Source organism: Shewanella sp., from assembly GCF_051658185.1.
GTDB lineage: Bacteria > Pseudomonadota > Gammaproteobacteria > Enterobacterales > Shewanellaceae > Shewanella.
On the sequence record NZ_JBOFMC010000322.1, the window covers coordinates 1 to 22517 of the forward strand.

The 22517-nt window shown below is 49.8% G+C and carries 19 protein-coding genes and 7 tRNA genes; 15 read left to right on the plus strand and 11 right to left on the minus strand.

The window, feature by feature from the left end:
• Nucleotides 1-351: 351 nt before the first annotated feature.
• Nucleotides 352-1020: a hypothetical protein gene (locus tag ACRCZA_RS12250; protein WP_438674711.1), complete on the plus strand. Its 669-nt coding sequence runs from the start codon at nucleotides 352-354 to the stop codon at nucleotides 1018-1020.
• 294 nt (nucleotides 1021-1314) lie between these two features.
• On the opposite strand, the gene ACRCZA_RS12255 is transcribed toward ACRCZA_RS12250, so the two are convergent.
• The 10 genes from ACRCZA_RS12255 to ACRCZA_RS12300 form a co-directional block, all read right to left on the minus strand.
• Nucleotides 1315-1389: transfer RNA gene (locus tag ACRCZA_RS12255), tRNA-Gln, on the minus strand.
• A 65-nt stretch (nucleotides 1390-1454) separates the two neighbouring features.
• A tRNA-Leu gene (locus ACRCZA_RS12260) sits at nucleotides 1455-1539 on the minus strand.
• A gap of 73 nt (nucleotides 1540-1612) precedes the next feature.
• Nucleotides 1613-1689, minus strand: a tRNA-Met gene (locus ACRCZA_RS12265).
• Nucleotides 1690-1691: 2 nt separating this feature from the next.
• Nucleotides 1692-1766: transfer RNA gene (locus tag ACRCZA_RS12270), tRNA-Gln, on the minus strand.
• 21 nt (nucleotides 1767-1787) lie between these two features.
• Nucleotides 1788-1862 (minus strand) — tRNA-Gln (locus ACRCZA_RS12275).
• A 71-nt stretch (nucleotides 1863-1933) separates the two neighbouring features.
• Nucleotides 1934-2018: transfer RNA gene (locus tag ACRCZA_RS12280), tRNA-Leu, on the minus strand.
• An 85-nt stretch (nucleotides 2019-2103) separates the two neighbouring features.
• Nucleotides 2104-2180, minus strand: a tRNA-Met gene (locus ACRCZA_RS12285).
• A 206-nt stretch (nucleotides 2181-2386) separates the two neighbouring features.
• A complete protein-coding gene (gene ychF, locus ACRCZA_RS12290; protein ID WP_438674712.1) occupies nucleotides 2387-3478 on the minus strand; it encodes a redox-regulated ATPase YchF in 1092 nt (363 codons plus the stop codon).
• 212 nt (nucleotides 3479-3690) lie between these two features.
• Nucleotides 3691-4284, minus strand: coding sequence for an aminoacyl-tRNA hydrolase (gene pth / locus ACRCZA_RS12295; RefSeq protein WP_438674713.1), 594 nt, complete (start codon nucleotides 4282-4284; stop codon nucleotides 3691-3693).
• Between the two features lie 193 nt (nucleotides 4285-4477).
• Nucleotides 4478-5689, minus strand: coding sequence for an FAD-dependent oxidoreductase (locus ACRCZA_RS12300; protein ID WP_438674714.1), 1212 nt, complete (start codon nucleotides 5687-5689; stop codon nucleotides 4478-4480).
• Nucleotides 5690-6249: 560 nt separating this feature from the next.
• Between ACRCZA_RS12300 and miaB the strand changes: the two genes are divergently transcribed.
• The 6 genes from miaB to ACRCZA_RS12330 all read left to right on the plus strand — a co-directional run bounded on the left by miaB (nucleotide 6250) and on the right by ACRCZA_RS12330 (nucleotide 12991).
• A complete protein-coding gene (gene miaB / locus ACRCZA_RS12305) occupies nucleotides 6250-7674 on the plus strand; it encodes a tRNA (N6-isopentenyl adenosine(37)-C2)-methylthiotransferase MiaB (protein WP_438674715.1) in 1425 nt (474 codons plus the stop codon).
• 339 nt (nucleotides 7675-8013) lie between these two features.
• Entirely contained in the window at nucleotides 8014-9066 is a 1053-nt protein-coding gene (locus tag ACRCZA_RS12310; protein WP_438674716.1) for a PhoH family protein, read from the plus strand.
• Entirely contained in the window at nucleotides 9056-9517 is a 462-nt protein-coding gene (gene ybeY / locus ACRCZA_RS12315; RefSeq protein ID WP_438674717.1) for an rRNA maturation RNase YbeY, read from the plus strand. Before ACRCZA_RS12310 ends, ybeY begins: the two co-directional genes overlap by 11 nt.
• Nucleotides 9518-9553: 36 nt before the next feature.
• Entirely contained in the window at nucleotides 9554-10429 is an 876-nt protein-coding gene (gene corC, locus ACRCZA_RS12320; protein ID WP_438674718.1) for a CNNM family magnesium/cobalt transport protein CorC, read from the plus strand.
• 6 nt (nucleotides 10430-10435) lie between these two features.
• Nucleotides 10436-12052 (plus strand): apolipoprotein N-acyltransferase, encoded by a 1617-nt coding sequence (gene lnt, locus ACRCZA_RS12325; RefSeq protein WP_438674719.1) that lies wholly within the window; start codon nucleotides 10436-10438, stop codon nucleotides 12050-12052.
• Between the two features lie 285 nt (nucleotides 12053-12337).
• A complete protein-coding gene (locus tag ACRCZA_RS12330) occupies nucleotides 12338-12991 on the plus strand; it encodes a class I SAM-dependent methyltransferase (RefSeq protein WP_438674720.1) in 654 nt (217 codons plus the stop codon).
• Between the two features lie 133 nt (nucleotides 12992-13124).
• Here the strand turns inward: ACRCZA_RS12330 and ACRCZA_RS12335 are convergent, their stop codons facing one another.
• Entirely contained in the window at nucleotides 13125-13625 is a 501-nt protein-coding gene (locus tag ACRCZA_RS12335; protein ID WP_438674721.1) for a zinc ribbon-containing protein, read from the minus strand.
• A gap of 122 nt (nucleotides 13626-13747) precedes the next feature.
• On the opposite strand from ACRCZA_RS12335, the gene leuS reads away from it, so the two are divergent.
• The 8 genes from leuS (at nucleotide 13748) to rodA (ending at nucleotide 22515) form a co-directional block, all read left to right on the plus strand.
• Nucleotides 13748-16327 (plus strand): leucine--tRNA ligase, encoded by a 2580-nt coding sequence (gene leuS, locus ACRCZA_RS12340; RefSeq protein ID WP_438674722.1) that lies wholly within the window; start codon nucleotides 13748-13750, stop codon nucleotides 16325-16327.
• Nucleotides 16328-16395: 68 nt separating this feature from the next.
• Nucleotides 16396-16890: an LPS-assembly lipoprotein LptE gene (locus tag ACRCZA_RS12345; protein WP_438674723.1), complete on the plus strand. Its 495-nt coding sequence runs from the start codon at nucleotides 16396-16398 to the stop codon at nucleotides 16888-16890.
• Nucleotides 16890-17921, plus strand: a complete 1032-nt coding sequence (gene holA, locus ACRCZA_RS12350; protein ID WP_438674724.1) for a DNA polymerase III subunit delta — start codon at nucleotides 16890-16892, stop codon at nucleotides 17919-17921. The genes ACRCZA_RS12345 and holA overlap by 1 nt, the downstream gene beginning before the upstream one ends.
• A gap of 23 nt (nucleotides 17922-17944) precedes the next feature.
• Nucleotides 17945-18592, plus strand: coding sequence for a nicotinate-nucleotide adenylyltransferase (gene nadD, locus ACRCZA_RS12355; RefSeq protein WP_438674725.1), 648 nt, complete (start codon nucleotides 17945-17947; stop codon nucleotides 18590-18592).
• A 108-nt stretch (nucleotides 18593-18700) separates the two neighbouring features.
• Entirely contained in the window at nucleotides 18701-19030 is a 330-nt protein-coding gene (gene rsfS / locus ACRCZA_RS12360) for a ribosome silencing factor (RefSeq protein WP_438674726.1), read from the plus strand.
• Nucleotides 19030-19500, plus strand: a complete 471-nt coding sequence (gene rlmH, locus ACRCZA_RS12365) for a 23S rRNA (pseudouridine(1915)-N(3))-methyltransferase RlmH (RefSeq protein WP_438674727.1) — start codon at nucleotides 19030-19032, stop codon at nucleotides 19498-19500. The genes rsfS and rlmH overlap by 1 nt, the downstream gene beginning before the upstream one ends.
• Nucleotides 19501-19561: 61 nt before the next feature.
• Complete coding sequence (mrdA, locus tag ACRCZA_RS12370) at nucleotides 19562-21418, plus strand: penicillin-binding protein 2 (protein ID WP_438674728.1); 1857 nt, start codon at nucleotides 19562-19564, stop codon at nucleotides 21416-21418.
• Complete coding sequence (gene rodA / locus ACRCZA_RS12375; RefSeq protein WP_438674729.1) at nucleotides 21415-22515, plus strand: rod shape-determining protein RodA; 1101 nt, start codon at nucleotides 21415-21417, stop codon at nucleotides 22513-22515. Before mrdA ends, rodA begins: the two co-directional genes overlap by 4 nt.
• Nucleotides 22516-22517: the final 2 nt, after the last annotated feature.

Consider the following 22517-nt stretch of genomic DNA (forward strand, 5'->3'; position numbering starts at 1 on the left):
ACAGAGTGCTAATGGCATGTGCACTTGAAGGCATGAGCACTTAACAATACGAGGAGTTAACGCCGTCAGACTAAAAAACAGTGTCATGCCCATCTGGGCGCCTTGGTTAACACGCCAGCGTGCCAGCCGGATAGCTCACACTGCCTATCCTTACCGGAAAATGTTCACACTGTTCACCTATAGCATCAACAGTGGCAATAACAAACTGCACCACCGCACCAACATTCATCACCCACACCAGTCCCGCGCGGGCGACACCACATTTACAACTACCCCCTCTCGTTAACCAAATCGTAATCAGCTACAATCCGGCCCCAGTGATTTACTGTTAAATTTAAAGGAAATATGACCTTGAGTACCCTTCTGCGTAAAACAATCCGCTGCCTCAATATCATCGGACTCGCACTCATGCTAACGGCTTGTGTTGCCCCATTATTACTCATCTCCCCCCAAGGCCAACTGATGTGGGCATTACTTAAACCCTTAGTCGGTTTAAATCCAAACGACGTGGGATTATTTGAGCAACCGTTAATCAAAGATCGGATGCACTCCTTGTTAGGTGATAACTACGACACGACCATGTCATTACTGAAAACAGCCGACAAAATACAGCAAGAAGGTCCATTATTTTATTTAGTATCGACCTACACCCCGGTGCCCGAAATGGCTGAAAAAGCCGGGCTGGTGTGGAACTCACAGAACAACCAAATGGCGGTGATGCTCATGACGGGCGGTGCGCCATTGGTGATTGCAGAACAGCTAAATCAGCAGGCAGAGAATGTGATCCCAAGCTGGCCTAAGGAACTGGCTGACTATACGGATCCACAAAAATTGCAACAAAAAGCGCTGGAAGCTGGCAGTGAACAACTGCAGCAACAACTCAATCTTCCCGCAGCAAGTATCACAGATACGCCGGCAACCCCCAGCGCAGTGATAAAAACCGTAGTGGATGAAGTTAAGCCAGCCCCCGCCACTCCCGCGGCAGAAACGCCGCCAGAAAAGCAATCACCCGCTCACTAAGTCGTCACGGCAGATAGAGCCTGCACACAGAGAAAGCGCTGGCGCTGTTATGATAAATGAAAGCTTCTAACACAGCAGGTTATGCCAGTATGTTTTGGTGAAGCCACAGGTTAACGCTTTAATCACAACCTGTGACTTGAGTGGCGCCGATACCAGCGGCAATATTGGGCCCTGGTACCCAAGCGCCAATTCTCTAGCGCCCAGTTCAATGAATCGTGCAAGCAAAACAAGCAAACGTTAGTATTGCGGATCGCAGACAGCAAAAAGCCCGTCATAGGACGGGCTTTTTAACTATGGCTGGGGTACTAGGATTCGAACCTAGGGATGCCGAGATCAAAACCCGGTGCCTTACCGCTTGGCGATACCCCAATAAACTGAGTCTTACTTAAACTTGCAACTTCAACCATTAAACGATATTGAAGCTTTCATTTCGATGGTACGGGAAGAGAGACTTGAACTCTCACACCTCGCGGCACCAGAACCTAAATCTGGCGTGTCTACCAATTTCACCATTCCCGCATCAAAATGTACCAAAAGCACTGCTTACAATAACTTTTGGATTTTCCCTCAGATAAATCTGAGGTTGTAAATATGGTAGCAATGGCGGGACTTGAACCTGCGACCCCAGCATTATGAGTGCTGTGCTCTAACCAGCTGAGCTACATTGCCAATGGCTGGGGTACTAGGATTCGAACCTAGGGATGCCGAGATCAAAACCCGGTGCCTTACCGCTTGGCGATACCCCAAACAACTTGGAAACTAAAATATGGCTGGGGTACTAGGATTCGAACCTAGGGATGCCGAGATCAAAACCCGGTGCCTTACCGCTTGGCGATACCCCAACTAAACTCGGTTTCAAACATCCGCTACTGCCGATGTTTCTATATTCATGTGTCAACCTAAGACAACATAATGGTACGGGAAGAGAGACTTGAACTCTCACACCTTGCGGCACCAGAACCTAAATCTGGCGTGTCTACCAATTTCACCATTCCCGCACAACGTCAATATTTACATCCTGACCGATGCTAGCGTTACGCTAGAACAACCACTTTACCTTCAAAGAAAAACATCTTTAGAAGATGGTAGCAATGGCGGGACTTGAACCTGCGACCCCAGCATTATGAGTGCTGTGCTCTAACCAGCTGAGCTACATTGCCACTTTAGTGTTGCGTACCCTCTTGGCGAGGAACGGGGCGTATTATGCTTATTCGAGGTATCGAGGTCAACAGCTTTTTTTCGCTATTTCCCTCGCAGCAAACTGTTCGGCTATTACTTCACCAAACTGAGCAACAGATGCACGAAATCCCGGTCTGTTGCCCATATCTCGTTCAAAAACTTGAGGCTATTCTTTGGACTCTAGCGTTTATACGTTAAAGAGGAAGTGCATCACATCGCCATCTTTAACGATATAAGTCTTGCCTTCTACCCGTAGCTTGCCGGCTTCTTTAGCGCCTGCTTCACCTTTGTAGGCAATAAAATCCTCAAAGGCCATCACTTGGGCACGAATAAAGCCACGTTCAAAGTCAGTATGGATAACACCCGCCGCCTGCGGCGCGCTCGCGCCCACGGGAATGGTCCACGCGCGGACTTCTTTCACGCCAGCGGTAAAGTAGGTTTGTAAATTAAGCAAGGTGTAACCGGCACGGATGACACGGTCAAGACCTGGCTCTTCTAGGCCTAAATCTGCCATAAATTCATCACGCTCTTCGATATCCATTTCGGCAAGTTCTGATTCGATGGCCGCGCACACCGATACCACGATGGCGTTTTCGTTAGCGGCGATGGCACGCACTGCATCCAAATGTGGGTTATTTTCAAAGCCATCTTCCGCCACGTTCGCAATGTACATAGTCGGTTTAAGGGTTAAGAAGTTAAGGTAAGCCACGGCGTCCAGTTCTTCTTTCGACAGTTCCATAGAACGCAGCATTTTGGCTTCATCCAGCACCGGACGCATCTTTTCCAGCACTTCAACTTCAAATTTTGCATCCTTATCACCACCTTTAGCACGCTTTTGCTGGCGGATCACCGCACGCTCTAAGCTGTCTAAATCGGCTAAGGCCAATTCGGTATTGATCACTTCAATATCGCGAGCCGGATCGACCTTGTTGGCCACGTGGACAATATTATCGTCATCAAAACAACGAACCACATGACCAATGGCATCGGTTTCCCGAATATTAGCAAGGAACTTGTTACCTAAGCCCTCGCCCTTAGAAGCGCCAGCCACTAAGCCCGCGATATCAACAAACTCCATGGTCGTTGGCAGCACGCGCTGAGGATTGACAATGGCCGCTAATGCGTCCAAACGAGGATCCGGCACAGGGACCACTCCGGTGTTAGGTTCAATGGTACAAAACGGGAAGTTAGCCGCTTCGATGCCAGCCTTAGTTAACGCATTAAAAAGCGTTGATTTGCCTACGTTAGGAAGACCAACAATGCCGCATTTAAAACCCATATACTTACCTTTCTCTTGATTATTGGCTGATAAGTCACACTCACCAGCAAGTTTTAGTCGTGCCGCACTGGTGCGACACATCACTGAATAATAACTCTTTTTAACGCATTCAATGCGCAGTAGACTCAGGCGATGCGCGCCCAGAGGTTCTGCGCGTCACCATCACTCGCCCCACCCACGCCGAGCACCGGCCATCGGCTTGACTGGGGCTATTACAGCGACTGCGCTTTAAAAGCGTGCAGGCGATTCATAGCCTTAACCATGTCGTCTTTAAATAACACGTCGGTAGCACGCACGGCCTCATCGACTGCCGCCTCGATGAGCTGCTGCTCTTTAGCTGGCGCTTTACCTAATACATAACCACTGACTTGATTTTTATCGCCGGGATGACCAATGCCAATGCGTAAGCGGTAAAAATTTTTATCATTAGCCAGTTTAGCAATAATATCTTTCAAACCATTATGGCCACCATGGCCACCGCCTAACTTAAATTTAGCGACTCCGGGAGGCATATCAAGCTCATCGTGAGCCACTAATATTTCTTGTGGCGTGATGCGGAAAAAATTCGCTAAGGCGCCGACGGCTTTCCCACTCAGGTTCATATAGGTGGTCGGGATCAGCAAACGCACATCTTGACCATGCAATACCGCTCTGGCGGTGAGTCCAAAATACTTACTGTCAGGGACTAAGGTGACGCCACAGATCCGCGCTAATTCTTGCACATACCAAGCACCGGCGTTATGGCGGGTATGAGCGTATTCCGCTCCGGGGTTGGCAAGGCCAACAATTAATTTTATTTCGCTCATGTCACTCTATATCGTGATGTTGTCCGTTGCTGTCGAGCTAAGCGCGCTGCCAGATGCAAGTGTGGTGCTAAATGATGCACATCGCGCGCCCCGTGAACCCGACTCGCTAAAAACGCGGCATTTTAGCACCCAAAGCCAAACTCAACAAATGTCGCGTCAATTTACCTTAGCGGCCACACCATCAGCGCCCGCGTTAATTCAAGCCCAGGGCATATTTAAGAACCGTTTGTTTGATAGGGGAATTGATATTGGCCAGTTTTAGCGCGCCGTTACGCAGCAATTTTAATGGCAAAATATCATTACTAAAGCCCGCATAAAACAAATCCATGGTGTTCATCATCAACTGATTATCAAGGTAGCGCTTGGCTTGATACTCTTTAAGCACTTCGTTAGACCACCAAGGTTTATCCTGTCGCAGCCCCTCTTGAATAACCTCAAGGAGCGCGCACACATCCTTAAACCCAAGATTAACGCCCTGACCTGCCAGCGGATTAATCGTATGGGCCGCATCCCCTAAGATCACCACATGCTGACGGTAGTAGTGCTTGGCATGGCGACGGGTGAGGCCAAAACTGCCTTTACTTTCAACGGTAAAATCGCCGTCCAAGCGCGGCGGAAAATGCTGACGAATCTGCTCGGCTAACTGTTTATGATTGAGTTGCATCAACTGCTTGATACGATTGGCATCATCATACCATACCAAAGAGGCATTATTGCCCGGCAATGGCAATAGCGAGCGCGGCCCCTTGGGGGTAAATTGCTGCCAAGTCACATCCTGCTGTCCTTGAGCGGTGTGGATATTAATGAGCATCGCTGCTTGGGCGTAATCCCAACCCGACACGCCAATTCCCGCCCACTGGCGTACCGCCGAATTTGCGCCGTCGGCGCCAACTAACAATTTTGCCTCGAGGGTGATATTCGACTGTAAGCGCACACTGACGCCGTCGTCTTGCCGGCTAAAGGCGCTCACCTTTTCAGGGCAATAGCGGGTGATCCCCTGCCACTGTTCCATTTGTTGCCACAGGGCCAGTTGGATCAAGCGGTTTTCAATAATATGCCCTAAATGACTCGCGCCAATTTGACTGCTGTGAAACTCAGTAATGCAACCATCAAGCTCCCAAGTTTCGAGGCCAAGATAAGGGGCGTTACGCATGGCCAGCAGGCCGTCCAAGGCGCCTAAACGCGCTAATAAGGTTTCGGAGGCCACGCTGATTGCCGAAACTCGAACATCCAAGGGTTGCTGCGGCTCAAAGGCCGTTGGCGCAAACGCTTCTACCAGCGCGACCTTCAGCCCTAACTGGGCAAGCCCTATAGCGCTCGCAGCGCCGACCATCCCGCCGCCAACTACAATCACATCAAAACGTTGTCTATCGCCGGCGCACGCTGCTGGTTCATTCTGGCTCATGTCGATTACCACTCTTATTTTGTTCTTATTTAAACTCACGCCCATGGGGCTGGCCGTATTCTAGCAAGAAATCTCCTGACGGCGGCAAATACCGCACGTTTTGGCATAACATCCCGTCGGTGCACTATCGGCGCCGCAAAGCAAAGTGGATTAACGCTGACACGTTTTGCCTAACAAGCGGCTGACGGCGATAATGCCCGATATCTTTGATAGCGAAAATCGTGAATGCCCTAAGCGCAGTGACGCTCTGCAGGCGCATATCTTATTGACATGCTTACCCGCGAATGGGTACAGGCCATTATCCTACTCAGCAAACCCTCGTCAGCATGTGCAGCGCAGGTTGTAAGCAAAAGTCGGTGCAGTACAAAGGATTAGCTAGGTTTAGGTGCTTGGCACAAGATAAAACATACAACCTTAGCCATTTTGTGGTTATCACTCACCACAAAAACTCAGTGGTAAAAATGTGCGCAATGCTGGTCAGCGGCCAGAACTGCAGGTAAAATGTCGCGCTATTTTTACTGAGCATAATTTTTACGTGGCATCCTAGGGCGACACAACTGATGAGTAAAAAACTCCATATTAAAACTTGGGGCTGTCAAATGAATGAGTATGACTCATCCAAGATGGCTGATCTGTTAGGCGAATACCAAGGTTATACCTTGACGGAAGAGGCATCAGAGGCCGATATTCTGCTGCTAAACACTTGCTCCATCCGTGAAAAGGCGCAGGAAAAAGTGTTCCATCAGCTCGGGCGCTGGAAAACGCTAAAAGATAAAAACCCTAACCTTATTATTGGGGTAGGTGGTTGTGTTGCGTCTCAAGAAGGCAAAGCCATCAAAGAGCGTGCCCAATGCGTTGATATTATTTTTGGCCCGCAAACCTTACACCGTCTGCCGGACATGATCGAACAAGTGCGCCGTGGTGATAAAGCGGTTATTGATATCAGTTTCCCTGAAATTGAAAAATTTGACCGACTTCCAGAGCCTCGCGCCGAAGGCCCAACGGCGTTTGTGTCTATTATGGAAGGCTGCAGCAAATACTGCTCATTCTGCGTTGTCCCTTATACTCGCGGTGAAGAAGTTAGCCGCCCGCTAGATGATATCATCCTTGAAATTGCCCAATTGGCAGAGCAAGGGGTACGCGAAGTCAACCTGCTTGGGCAAAACGTTAACGCCTACCGCGGTCAAACTCACGAGGGTGCCATTTGCAGCTTTGCCGAGTTATTGCGCTTTGTCGCTGCCATTGACGGCATCGACCGCATTCGCTTCACCACCAGCCATCCAATTGAATTTACTCAGGATATCATCGACGTTTACCAAGATACTCCGGAGCTAGTCAGCTTTTTGCACTTACCTGTGCAATCGGGTTCTGACCGTATTCTTACCGCCATGAAACGCGGCCACATGGCGATTGAATATAAATCGATTATTCGTCGCTTACGCAAAGCGCGCCCCGATATCCAAATCAGCTCTGACTTTATCATTGGCTTCCCCGGTGAAACTCAAGAGGATTTCGCCGATACCATGAAGCTCATCGAAGAAATCGGTTTTGATCACAGCTTTAGCTTTATCTATAGCGCGCGCCCAGGCACGCCGGCGGCAGATTTACCCGATGACGTTGATATGGAAGAAAAAAAGCAACGTTTAGCGATTTTGCAAGATCGCATCACCCAGCAGGCCATGCGCTACAGCCGCCAAATGCTCGGCACGGTACAACGCATACTCGTTGAAGGGCCATCGGTGAAAAACCCAATGGAACTGCGCGGACGCACCGAAAACAACCGCGTAGTGAACTTTGAAGGACTGCCTAAGCACATTGGTAGTTTTGTCGACGTTGAAATTGTTGACGTTTATACCAACTCCCTGCGCGGTAAATTTATCCGTGGTGAAGATGAAATGGATCTCCGCCGCAGCTTACGCCCAGCGGATATCCTCGCTAAGCATAAGCAAGAGGATGATTTAGGCGTCACTCAATTTACCCCTTAAGGTGTAAATTAACTAAGCATGATGGAATGGGCGACGAGGAAGAAGAGCTTCACGTTCGCCCTTTTATTTTGTAATAGATTGTCAGCGCGACGAATAGCTTATCAGAGCGACTCACGGTGACGGATAAGGCTTGGTAAGCAACACCTTCTCAGTTACACGCTGCCAGTCACTATTTGTTAGCAACAATTCGTCTGTCAGTCGCTCTCTGTTACCAACTATTTGTTAGCAAATATTGATTCTGGCTCGTAAACTAACATTATCTGCGATCAACATTGATCGTCTATGGCATTTCTCTAGGCACATTCTCTAGACACCTTATCTAGACAATAGGAGCACTCGTTGTCCAGTAAATTAACCACAATGAATCTGTATCTCGAACCCGCCGAAACCCGCCGCTTGGCCTCCTTATGCGGCCCATTCGATGACAATATTAAACAGATTGAGCGGCGCGTTGGCGTTGAGATAGTCCGTAAAAACAATCACTTCCAAATTACCGGGCTACCGCGCAATTGTTTAAGTGCCAACAACTTACTTAAACAACTGTATATCGAAACGCAAACGGTTAAAGGCAGCACCCCGGATCTTGAACCAGAACAAGTGCATATCGCCATTCAAGAGGCTATCGCCCTTGAACAAGACGATAGTGGCGACGATAAAGCCCTGCACATTAAGACTCGCCGCGGCGTGATTAAACCGCGCAACCCTAATCAAAGCAGCTATGTGGCCAATATCGTGCGCCACGATATCACCTTTGGTATTGGCCCAGCCGGAACGGGGAAAACCTATCTCGCCGTCGCCGCTGCCGTCGATGCGCTAGAGCGTCAAGAAGTACGCCGTATTTTACTCACCCGCCCAGCGGTCGAAGCCGGTGAAAAATTAGGTTTTCTACCCGGTGACTTAAGTCAAAAAGTCGATCCCTATTTACGCCCGCTGTACGATGCGCTATTCGAAATGCTGGGGTTTGAAAAGGTCGAACGGCTCATTGAGAAAAACGTCATCGAAGTGGCGCCGCTTGCTTATATGCGTGGGCGTACCTTAAACGATGCCTTTATCATTCTTGATGAAAGCCAAAACACCACGATTGAACAAATGAAAATGTTCTTAACCCGTATCGGCTTTAATTCCCGCGCGGTGATCACCGGTGACATTACTCAAACCGACTTGCCTAAGCACATTAAGTCAGGCCTGCGCCATGCCATTGAAGTGTTAAGTCAAGTGGAGGATATTAGCTTTAATTTCTTCGTTTCACAGGACGTCGTGCGTCATCCGGTCGTGGCCCGCATCGTTGAAGCCTATGATGCCTTTGAGCAAAAAGAACAAGCCTTAAAAGCCAAAAAAGACAGCCAATATCAACAGACCTTGCCACAGGAAACCTTAAAACATGAGTCTTGAGTTATCCCTAGACGTGCAATACGCCACCCACAGTGACTGGCTACCAACAGAAGCCCAATTGGCGCATTGGGCAAAAACCGCAATTGGTAATAGCATGGCGCAGGCTGAATTGACGATCCGTATCGTCGATAGCCGCGAAAGCCAAATGCTTAACAGCACCTACCGCGGCAAGGATAAACCGACGAATGTCCTGTCGTTTCCCTTCGAAGCGCCGCCAGAAATTGAGCTGCCATTACTCGGAGATCTTGTTATTTGCGCCGCAGTCGTTGAAAATGAAGCCCGTGAACAACAAAAATCCCTCGAAGCACACTGGGCACACATGGTTGTACATGGTTGCCTGCATCTGCTAGGGTATGATCACATCGAAGATGAAGAAGCCGAAGAAATGGAGTCATTGGAGACTCAACTCATTGAAGGCTTAGGTTTTACCGACCCATATAAGGAACAATAATTAACGGCGATAACTATCGACGTTAATGAGAACGCTATGAGTGACGATATCCCCCCGAGTACGAACGCCCACAAGAAAAGCTGGTTTGATAGAGTCAGTCAGTTATTCCAGGGCGAGCCTCAAAATCGTGAAGATTTAGTCGATGTAATTGATGGTGCCGAACAGCGCGATTTAATTACCGAAGATACCCGCGAAATGATTAAAGGCGTATTAGAAGTATCTGATATGCGTGTTCGGGACATTATGATCCCAAGAGCTCAGATTGTCGCGATCCAAATTGACAATACCGTCGATGAGCTCCTCTCAACCGTTATCGGCTCCGGCCACTCCCGTTTCCCTGTGGTTAACGAAGACAAAGACCATATCGAAGGTATCTTGCTGGCCAAAGATCTCATCCCTTATGGTTTTGCCAACAACGACGAACCTTTCGCCCTCGAGAAAGTCATTCGCCCCGCGGTGGTAGTCCCCGAAAGTAAACGGGTGGATGTGCTACTCAAAGAGTTCCGCTCCCAGCGCTATCATATGGCCATTGTCGTCGATGAATACGGCGGCGTTTCGGGGCTTGTGACCATCGAAGATATTCTTGAAGAAATCGTCGGTGAGATTGAAGATGAATTCGACCACGACAGCGCCGAAGATATCGAGATCCGCAAAGTCGGCAACACTGTTTATATGGTAAAGGCCTTGACGCCCATCGAAGATTTTAACGCCGAATTTAACACTCACTTCAGCGATGAAGAGTTTGATACCGTTGGCGGCTTAGTCTCCCATGCCTTTGGCCATCTGCCTGAGCGTAATGAGAGCATTATGATTGACGGTATCGAATTCAAAGTGATTAACGCCGATACTAGGCGCTTAATTCAACTTAGGGTTAAACTCCCCGATCCTAACGCTAGCGATAACATAGAATAATTCACTGTGCTTAATAACCTTCGGGCATTTGCCCAGAAACAGTCCCAACGGACTGCCGTTAAACTCACCCTTGGCTTTATTCTGGGTGGCAGTACGGCATTAGCCTTTGCGCCCTACTCAATTTGGCCAATCTATCCTATCGCCATGGCGCTTGCCCTTTGGCACAGCCACACGCTTACGCCCAAGGCCAGCTTTTACTATTGGTTAAGTGTTGGCTTTGGTTGTTTTGCCTTTGGGATCAGTTGGGTGCATGTCAGCATAGACACCTTCGGCGGCTTGCCGCTTGCGGTGTCTGTCGGGCTGATGGGCTTATTAGCCCTGTATTTAGCCTTGTATCCCGCCTTAACGGGGTGGGCGCTAGCCTGGTTGAGTGCGGGCAAAACCACCTCAATCTGGCGTTATCTGGCGCTATTTCCCGCCCTGTGGACGTTAACCGAATGGGCCCGGGGCTGGGTAATGACGGGCTTTCCTTGGCTTTGGGCGGGTTACACCCAAACCCAAGGGCCGCTCAAACCCCTAGCCAGCATTATCGGCACTTTAGGCATCAGTTTTCTGCTGGCCATGCTCGCAGGCGCCTTAGCGCTCTGTTTGAATAAACGATACAAAAGTTTACTGCTTGTGCTGCCGATTACCGCCCTGTGCACTTGGCTCGCGCCAAAGCTATGGGATATTCAACCGACGGGTGAAACCGTCAACGTCGCTTTAGTGCAGGGTAATATTCCTCAAAGTATGAAGTGGGAACGTGATGCGCTATGGCCCACCATGCTCAAATACCTGGATCTCACCAGAGCACACCTCGATGCTGATATTATTGTGTGGCCGGAGGCAGCGATACCGGCCCCCGAATCCATGGTGTTAGATTTTTTAGATAACGCCAATAAAGTCGCCAATCTTAACCATACCGCAATCATCACCGGCATTATTAGCCATCAAGCGGATGGTTTTTATAATTCATTGATCGTGCTTGGCAATCATCACCAAAAACAGCAACAAGCTCCAGACTATCGTGGTGATGGCACCAATGAATTTAACAAACATCATCTCGTGCCGATTGGCGAATTTGTGCCCTTTGAAGCACTGCTGCGCCCGATTGCCCCCTTTTTTAATTTGCCCATGTCAGCCTTGGCGAGGGGTGACTATCAACAAACCAACTTAAATGCGATCGGCCATAAAATTGCCCCGGCGATTTGTTATGAAATCGCCTTCCCCGAGCAATTACGCGACAGCGTTAATCTTGACACCGATCTGCTATTAACCGTGTCTAACGATGCCTGGTTTGGCAACTCCAATGGCCCATTACAACATATGGAAATCGCTCAAATGCGCTCGGCGGAGTTAGGCCGCCCTTTGGTGCGGGCAACCAACAATGGCGTCACCGCCGTGGTTGATGAGCGCGGCAATATTAGCGCCTCCTTGCCCCAATTTACCGAGGGCGTACTACGGGCAACCATTCCATTGGTCACAGGCCAAACATGGTTTTCAAAAATGGGGCAACTGCCGCTGCTGCTGCTCTGTGGCTTAATCTTCTGCGCCAGTATCGGCGGGCGCATGGCGATGCGCCGCCGTGTTAACTTATCGCAAGGTGACACACCTACGCCGGCTAACGGACGCACATCAGGCTAACTGAATCAAGGGGTGATAAGGCGCTTGCACCTTTGGCGGGCAAGATGTTATCGCCCGGCGCGTCACTCACAGTGTCGCGCACCTGCCCTCTTCGCTAAACAATGCAAGGGCATAGCACTTGGGCATTACACTTGGGCATAGCACCAAGCCATTGCCGCTCAGTGTTAACATGCCGCAGCCTGCAGTTTCCGTAAATTACATTAGGCCGAGGGCGGGTTTCAGGCTAAAGTGTCGAATTACACGAGGCTGGAGGTTACGGCCTCGCCCCCCCACCAAGGCAAATCTATGGCTCCCCTGCGTATCCGTTACCACACCCACGAATTTGGGAAAGTGGACATCCATGTTCGCACCCTAAGAGATAACCAAGAATTTGAAGATATTGACGGCGAAGCAGAAAAACTCGGCATTTCCTCTGCCACTTGGCCTTTGTTTGGAATAATCTGGCCATCGGGGCTAGTGCTATCCCACCACATGCTTGATTATCAAATCGCAAACAAACGCATTTTAGAGGTGGGCTGTGGCATTGGGCTCGCCAGTCTGGTGCTCAACCACCGACATGCCGATATTACGGCAACGGACTATCACCCACAAACTGGGCAGTTCCTCGCGAAAAATGTTGCACTCAATCATGGGCGGCACATTCCCTATATTCGCACAGGCTGGGCTGATCCAATGTCGGAACTGGGCTTATTCGATTTGATCATTGGCAGCGATTTGCTCTATGAACAAGAACATGCTGAGCTCTTGTCGCAATTTATCGAGCAACACGCCAACCCCGCTTGCGAAGTCATATTGGTCGATCCAGGGCGCGGCAATCATGCCAAATTCAGCAAAAAAATGGTGTTACTCGGTTTTGCGCATTCCCAACATAAGCCCAAGGACACCGCATTTTTAGCCGAGCCCTTTAACGGCCAGATCCTTAATTATTGCCGTGGTTAAACGCGAGGGAGATGCCGCTAATCTGGCTCCGTAAAAGGTCACCCGCCGCCGTCACTTAAGGCTTGCGGCGAGGCGAGGATAGCCAAGGCATCGCAACGCTCAAACGATGCCACGGCTATCTCCTCACTCACCATTAAGGTGTTAATGGTTCCCGGGTAAACTCATCATGATCGCACTCAGGGCAGTCAGGGATAGCTCCGGGAAACTCAATGCTCATTTCATGGCCACAGTGGGTGCACACCATAATCCCTTGGCTGACGATATCACCACTCTGATAATAGCCATGGTGTTTAAAATCCTGAGTCAATTCATGCCATTCCACTTGGCTACGGTCAGTGATTTCACTGAGCCAATGCCAGAGCGTATTCTCCAAAGTAATCAAGGTGGGGCTGTGGCTTAAGCTATCGGCATTCTGTTCACGTAAAAAGCTGGCAATATCACGCTTTAAAAATTGTTCGACTAATGCGAGCTCATCTTCTCCCGCTTGCTCTTTAAGGCGTAAAAACTCCTTACCTTGCGTGACAGATTTAAATAAATTCTTTGCAGTCAGCGAGTTATCTTCCGCAAATTGCGCTTTCACTTCGTTAATTAAGGCTTGATACAGTCCGAGTAGCGCACTACTTCTATCATTCATAACCAATACTCCTTCATGGGAACCTTTTTAATGCATCGCTTCTGGTTTATTCTATGCAGATATTATCCGCGCCGATATGGCGTTAGATCAAATAAATAGGCGGCACTGCCGGAAATAGCGTGATGCAAGAGCAATATAATCCCTCAGAAATTGAAGCCTTAGTGCAACAGCACTGGCACGACAACAAAACCTTTGAAGTCACTGAAGATCCGAACAAAGAAAAGTATTATTGCCTTTCGATGTTCCCGTATCCTTCGGGACGACTCCACATGGGACACGTTCGCAACTATACCATCGGTGATGTAGTCGCTCGCTTCCAGCGTCTTCAAGGCAAAAACGTGCTGCAACCTATCGGTTGGGACTCTTTCGGTCTGCCTGCTGAAAATGCCGCGATTAACAACAAAACCGCGCCCGCGCCATGGACCTATGAAAACATTGAGTACATGAAGAACCAGCTAAAACTGTTGGGTTTTGGCTACGACTGGAGCCGTGAAATCGCGACGTGCACCCCAGAATACTACCGCTGGGAACAATGGTTCTTCACTAAGCTTTACGAAAAAGGCTTAGTTTACAAGAAGACTGCTTCAGTTAACTGGTGCCCGAATGATGAAACGGTACTGGCGAACGAGCAGGTACAAGACGGCTGCTGCTGGCGTTGTGACACCCCGGTGGAACAAAAAGAAATCCCACAGTGGTTTATCAAAATCACCGCCTATGCTGAAGAATTATTAAACGATATCGATACCTTGGATGGCTGGCCTGATCAGGTCAAAACCATGCAACGCAACTGGATTGGCCGCAGCGAAGGCGTGGAAATGACCTTCGGTGTGGCAGGTAGCGATAAAACCTTCGATATCTATACCACCCGTCCCGATACCCTGATGGGCGTCACCTATGTGGCGATTGCCGCAGGTCATCCATTAGCTGAAATCGCCGCGCAAACCAATCCTGAGCTTGCCGCCTTTATCGATGAGTGCAAAAACAGCACCACATCGGAAGCCGAACTCGCGACCATGGAAAAACGCGGTGTCGCAACAGGCCTATACGCCATTCACCCCATCACAGGCAAACAAGTGCCCATTTGGGCGGCGAACTTTGTGCTGATGAACTACGGCACTGGCGCGGTGATGTCGGTACCAGGCCACGACCAGCGCGATTACGAATTTGCGAAAAAGTACCATCTGCCCATTGAGGCGGTTATCAAACCTCTTGATAGCGAAGTGGATATCAGCGAAGCGGCCTACACCGAAAAAGGCATTCTGTTTAACTCTGGCGAGTTTGACGGTTTAGACTTTGACGGCGCCTTCAATGCCATCGCCAACAAGTTGGTTGCTGAAGGGAAAGGCAAACGCCAAGTGAACTACCGTCTGCGCGATTGGGGTGTGTCACGTCAACGTTACTGGGGCGCCCCCATCCCAATGGTGACCTTAGCCGACGGTACTGTGATCCCAACGCCCGAAGATCAACTGCCAGTCATTCTGCCAGAAGATGTGGTGATGGACGGTATCCAAAGTCCAATCAAAGCCGATAAAGAATGGGCAAAAACCCAAGTCAACGGTCAAGATGCCCTGCGTGAAACCGATACCTTCGATACCTTTATGGAGTCTTCTTGGTATTATGCCCGCTACTGCAGCCCACAAGCAGAGCAAATGTTAGATCCCGCGAAAGCGAACTACTGGTTACCTGTTGATCAGTACATTGGCGGTATCGAACACGCCTGTATGCACTTGTTGTATTTCCGCTTTTTCCACAAGTTGCTGCGTGATGCAGGACTGGTTAACTCAAATGAGCCAGCCAAACAACTGCTGACCCAAGGCATGGTGTTGGCCGATGCCTTCTACTACACCAATGAAAAAGGCGCCCGTGTGTGGGTATCACCTTTAGATGTAGTCACCACCGAAAAAGACGACAAGGGCCGGATCACTAAGGCTATCGACAAAAACGGTAACGAATTGGTTTACACCGGTATGTGCAAGATGTCGAAGTCGAAAAACAACGGCATCGATCCGCAGGTGATGGTTGAAAAATACGGCGCCGATACTGTGCGTCTGTTTATGATGTTCGCCTCACCGCCAGAATTAACCCTAGAATGGCAAGAATCTGGTGTAGAAGGCGCGCACCGTTTTATCAAACGTCTGTGGAAACTGGCCAGTGAATATGTGGCTCAAGACAACAGCGAAGCGTTAGACGTTAGCAAGTTAACCAGTGACCAAAAAGCACTGCGCCGTGAAGTCCATAAAACGATTGCCAAAGTGACCGATGATATTGGCCGCCGGCAGATGTTCAACACCGCGGTCGCGGCAGTAATGGAACTGATGAACCATCTGCAAAAAGCGCCTATGACCACCGCGCAAGATCAAGCCATCATCGGCGAAGCGCTATCGGCCGTGGTACGTTTGCTCTACCCCATTATTCCACACGTTAGCTTTACCCTGTGGAAGGAGTTAGGCAACAGCGCCAGCATCGAAGATAGCCAATGGCCTGTCGTTGATGAAGCGGCACTGGTTGAAGACAGTAAACTTATCGTCGTACAAGTTAACGGTAAGGTGCGCGCTAAAATCACTGTTGCCGCCGATGCGGATAAAGATGCAGTAGAAGCGCTGGGCATGGCTGATGAACACGTTATCAAATACCTTGAAGGTTTGACGGTGCGCAAAGTCATCTATGTTCCTGGCAAACTGCTCAGCATCGTAGCCAACTAGTAGCCAACCAATGGGGGCCTTGTGGCCCCCCTGCGGCGCATTAGACAAACAGGAAACTGCGACAACCTATGCTCACTAAACGCATAAGCTTCGCAATCATGGCGCTGGTCATCATGACCAGCGCCGGTTGCGGTTTTAAACTCCAACGTAGCTATCAGATCCCCGCAGCGCTCACCCAGCTGAGTCTGAGCAGCTCGGACGAATACAGTGAACTCACCCGTTTAGTCCGTGAGCGCTTACGTTTGAACAATATCCAAGTGGTCAGCCCCGCTCGCGATGTGCCAGTGCTCAAACTGATCACCGACGCCCTCGAGCGCACCACGTTGTCGCTCTACCCCACGGGCAATGTCGCCGAGTACGAGTTAATTTACTTTGCTGAAATTGCCGTGGTGTTACCGGGCAAAGAAGTGCAGCCCTTTAAAATTGAGATCCGCCGCGATTATTTAGACGATCCCCGTACCGCACTCGCTAAGAGCCGGGAAATGGAACTGCTCGTCCGAGAAATGCGCATTCAAGCAGCTGATCGGATTATTCAATCGATGGCGAGTATTGAGGTTAATTAATGCGGGTTTATCCAGAACAACTTACCCGCCACCTTAGTCCATTACACCCTTGTTATCTGATTTTTGGCGATGATCCTTGGTTAGTCGAAACGACCAAGGATCACATTCGCCTCGCCGCCAAACGCCAAGGCTTTGCCGAGCGCATTGAGTTAATCCAAGATACTGGCTTTCATTGGCACGAGCTCAGCCAAGAGTGGCAGGCTATGAGCCTATTTTCCAGTAAGCGCCTGATTGAACTGGTACTGCCCCAAGGCAAACCCGGTACCGAGGGCGCGGCGACACTGCAATCCTTATTGCAAGCAGCCAATCCGGACACTCTATTGCTTATTGAAGGCCCTAAACTGTCAAGTGAGCAAACCAACAGCAAATGGTTTAAAGCACTGGATGCCAAGGGCATTTATTTGCCCTGTGCCACGCCAGAGGGCGATCAGTTTATGCGTTGGCTCGATAGCCGAATCAAGCATTTTCAGCTCCATCTGCAACCCGATGCCCGCGCGATGCTTTATGCCCTCTACGAGGGGAATTTGCTAGCCGCCGATCAAGCGATGCAGTTATTACAACTCCTAAGCCCGGCAAAGCCCATCAGCGCCGCCGAACTTAGCCATTATTTTGAAGACCAATCCCGCTTTACCGTCTTCCAACTGACCGATGCGCTGCTTGGCAATCGCCAAGACAGTGCCCAGCACATGCTCGCCCAACTCAACGGCGAAGGCACAGCGTTACCCATTGTGCTGTGGGCGGTATTTAAAGAACTCAATCTCCTATTCCAGCTCAAGAGTGATATGGCCAATGGCGCTAATCTCAATCACCTTTGGAGCAAGCACCGCATTTGGGATAAACGTAAACCCCTTTATCAAGCGGCAATACAGCGCCTCAGCCTTGACCAAATTGAAGCCATGTTGGCCTTTGCCTCCCAACTGGAACTCAATTTAAAACAACATGGCCGGGAAGACTGGACCGCCCTGAGCCATCTTTGCCTGTTGTTTGACCCCAAAGCGCATCGGCAACTTGCCCATATCAGCTTAGATTAACCCCCTGATGAGATAGAGTGACCATGCGTATCGGTATTTTAGGCGGCACCTTCGACCCAATACATTACGGCCACATCCGTCCCGCGATGGAGGTCAAAGCAGCCCTCGGCTTAGATAAAATCCTGCTGATGCCCAACCATATCCCGCCCCATAAATGCCAGCCCCATTGCACGAGCGCCCAGCGTCTAGAGATGGTGGCGAGGGCCTGCGCCGAACTCAGTGGCTTTGAGCTTTGCGATATTGAGGTCAAACGAGATAGTCCATCCTATACCGTAGTGACCTTAAAACACCTCAGGGAACGTTACCCCAATGATCAGCTGTTTTTTATCTTAGGGATGGACGCCTTTTTGCAGCTGCCAAGCTGGCACAACTGGCAACAACTATTTGACTTAACACACTTTGTACTGTGTGAGCGCCCAGGGTGGACGCTTACAAAGGACCACCCTATGTGGCCCATACTCGAGCAACGTCGAGCACCCAATAACAGCCTCCATCTTAAGGAGCCCCCCCAAATCCCTCCTACTGGCGGCATTTTTTGCGTGCAGATCACCGCCCAAGATATCTCCTCCACCGACATCCGCGCGCAACTTGCCCGAGGAAAAATTCCTCAGGACGCCCTTTTGCCAAGTACGGTAAATTACATTCAAAAACAAAAGCTTTATCAAGCTTAAGCCCATGCGTGTTGCCCATAAGCCAAACTCACTCGCCAATCACAATGTATTCCTTGGCTTAACACTGGTATACTACCGCGCTATTTAAAATTAATGAGGTACGCCAGCGTGCAAAGCGCGGAATTAAAGCAATTTGTAGTCGATAAAATCGACGATTTAAAAGCCAGAGATGTCGTAGTGATTGATGTGAGTAACCAATCTAACATCACCGATTACATGATCATTTGTTCTGGTACATCTAAAACCCACGTCAAAGCCATCGCCGAAAACCTCGTGGTTGAAGCGAAAGCCGCGGGCATTCCACCGATTGGGGTTGAAGGCCGCGATAGCAGCGAATGGGTGCTAGTGGATATGGGCGATGTGATCCTGCACGTCATGCAAGATCAAACCCGTGATTTCTACCAGCTCGAAAAACTCTGGTCAGAAAAACAAGCCTGATGAAGTTACAACTCATCGCAGTAGGCACACGGATGCCCGACTGGGTTACCCGTGGTTTCGAAGAATACCAGCGCCGCTTTCCTCGTGATATGGCGCTGGAGCTTATCGAAATACCCGCTGGCAAGCGGGGGAAAAATGCCGACATTGCTCGGATCCTGCAAAAGGAAGGCGAGCAAATGTTAGCGGCCATACCCAAGGGCAATCACATTGTGAGTTTAGACTTGCCCGGTAAAAATTGGACCACCCCAGAACTTGCCACGGCCCTAAGCAAATGGCAACTCGATGGCCGCGATGTCAGTTTACTGGTAGGCGGACCGGAAGGTTTAGCCCCCGCCTGTAAGGCTGCCGCCCAGCAAAGTTGGTGCCTATCGGCATTAACCTTACCCCATCCGCTGGTGCGCATTGTGGTTGCTGAAAGCCTATACCGAGCTTGGAGCGTCAACAGCAATCACCCCTACCATAGGGAATAACGGGATCTTGATGTCAACGAGTGCCACCACCCCGTCACGGGAACTGTCGGAGATAGCTTAAGTGCCACCCAAAAAGCGGATAACCATGCATGATCACGCCGCCGAGGCGTCACTGTTTAAACGCCGTGCACTGTTCACTTTTACTTGTGTAGTGGCGCTCCTCAGTCTATTGGTGACCAATCTCTATCACCTGCAAATTGAATCCTATAAAGACTACGAAACCCGCTCGAATGATAACCGTATTCGCGTGGTGCCTATCGCGCCCAGCCGCGGCCTGATTTACGACAGAAACGGCATCCTCCTCGCGGAAAACCAGCCCTTTTATTCTCTGGATATCATTCCTGAAAAAGTCAAAAATATTGCCGAGAGCTTAGATGAACTGGGTAAACTGATAGAGATCAGTGACGATGAGCGCGAAAGCTTCACCGAGGCTCTCAAGTTTCACCGCCGCTTTAAACCGTTAACCCTTAAAAATCAACTCACCGAAGAGCAGGTCGCGATTTTTACGGTCAACCAGCATCGATTCCCCGGCATTTCGGTTGAGGCGGGCTTAAAACGTAATTACCCCTACAGCAGCGAGCTGACCCATGTGCTCGGCTATGTTGGCAAGATTAACACCCGCGATCGCGCCCAATTAGAACGCAATGATCAGTGGAAAAACTATGCGGCCACCAAGGATATAGGCAAGCAAGGTATTGAAAAATACTATGAAACATTACTGCATGGTATACCCGGCCACATCGAAGAAGAAGTCAATAACCGCGGCCGAGCCATTCGCACCCTCAAAATAGTCCCCCCGGAACCTGGGCAAGATATTTATCTGACCCTGGATCTGCAATTGCAAAAAAAAGCTGTCGAATTACTTCAGGGGCACCGCGGCTCTATCGTCGCGATTGACCCAAGGGATGGTGGCATTTTAGCGCTGGTATCGAGCCCCAGTTACGATCCCAACCAGTTTGTACAAGGGATCAACAGTAAAGATTACAGTGCCTTACTCAATGATAAATCGCGGCCATTGATCAACCGCGCCACCCAAGGCCAATATGCGCCAGCGTCAACGGTGAAACCCATCATGGCCCTGCTCGGCCTAGATGAAAGAGCGGTGACCGAACACACCCGGATCTGGGATCCCGGTTTTTGGCAAATCCCCGGGGTCGAGCGCAAATATCGCGACTGGAAACGCTGGGGACACGGTTTTGTCAACGTTTACAGCGCAATTGTTGAATCCTGCGATACCTATTTCTATGAGCTGGCTTATAAAGTTGGGGTCGATCGCATTGCCAGCTTTATGGAGCAATTTGGTTTTGGCCAGAATACCGGTGTCGACATTTTTGAAGAATCGGCAGGGAACATGCCCTCAAAAGAATGGAAGCGCTTAAAACACAACCAAGCTTGGTATATCGGCGATACCATTTCAGTGGGCATCGGCCAGGGCTATTGGACCGCAACGCCTTTACAATTGGCCAGTTCTACTGCAATGCTAGCCAACAAAGGACGGCGCTTTACCCCTCACCTGCTCAAATCGATCAAAGATAATACCGCCCAAATCGACTCGCCCCGCGATGAGCTGCCGCCGATTGAGCTTAAAAATCCACGCAACTGGGACATCATCAACGAGGCGATGCGTCAAACCGCCCACAAATCGCGCTTTACCGATGCCAGCTATACCGCGGCAATGAAAACTGGGACTGCGCAAGTCATTGGTGTAGCAGAAAATACCAAATACGATGCCGATAAAATTGCCGAACATTTCCGTGATAACGCCCTGATTGTGGCCTATGCCCCCTATGAGGAGCCGAAAATCGTGCTCGCCGTCGTGATGGAAAATGCGGGCTGGGGCGGCGCAAACGCAGGGCCAGTGGCACGCGCCATGCTCGATGAATACATGCTAAGAGACACTTGGAAAACCACGCCATGAGTACCCAACCGCAAACTATCTGGCAGCGCTTGCATATCGATCTGCCTCTTCTCTTGGGCCTTTTGACGCTAATGGGCTTTGGCTTATTTATCATTTACTCCGCCAGTGGTGGCGATCTAGAAATGATGGAGCGGCAACTTTTTCGGATGATATTGTCCCTTGGCATCATGTTCTTCATGGCACAGATTAACCCTGAAGTCCTCAAACGCTGGGCGTTATTTATCTATGTTGCAGGAGTGATTTTATTACTCGCGGTGCATTTTTTTGGGGAAATTAATAAGGGCGCGCAGCGTTGGCTTAACTTAGGCTTTATGGAGTTTCAGCCATCGGAACTCATCAAACTCGCCTTTCCGATCACCATGGCATGGTACATCAGTAAGTTTCCACTCCCGCCTAAAAAGCGCTATTTAGCAGGTGCCGCCGTCATTTTGCTGGTGCCAACCCTACTTATCGCTAAGCAGCCCGATCTGGGCACCTCCATTCTTGTTGCCGCCTCAGGGATATTTGTGCTGTTTTTATCGGGCATGAGCTGGTTTATTGTCGGTGGATTTATTGCCGCGGTATTGGCGTTTTTACCTATCCTTTGGTACTTCTTAATGCATGATTATCAAAGAACTCGGGTGTTAACCTTGCTCGATCCGGAAAAAGATCCCCTCGGGGCGGGCTATCATATTATTCAATCGAAGATCGCCATTGGCTCCGGCGGACTCTGGGGCAAAGGCTGGCTCGATGGCACTCAATCCCAATTGGAATTTATTCCTGAGCGCCATACCGATTTTATCTTTGCCGTCATCGGTGAGGAGTTTGGCTTAGTTGGCAGCATCATTTTACTCATTATGTATGTGTATATTATCGGCCGCGGCTTAGTGATCGCCTCTCGGGCACAAACCAGTTTTGCCCGATTACTGGCGGGCAGTATCACCTTAACTTTCTTCGTGTATGTTTTTGTTAATATCGGCATGGTTTCGGGTATCCTGCCGGTGGTTGGCGTGCCCTTACCTTTGATCAGTTACGGGGGAACCTCCATGCTGACACTGATGACAGGCTTTGGTATTTTAATGAGCATTCATACTCATAGACGCTTTGTAGACAGATAATT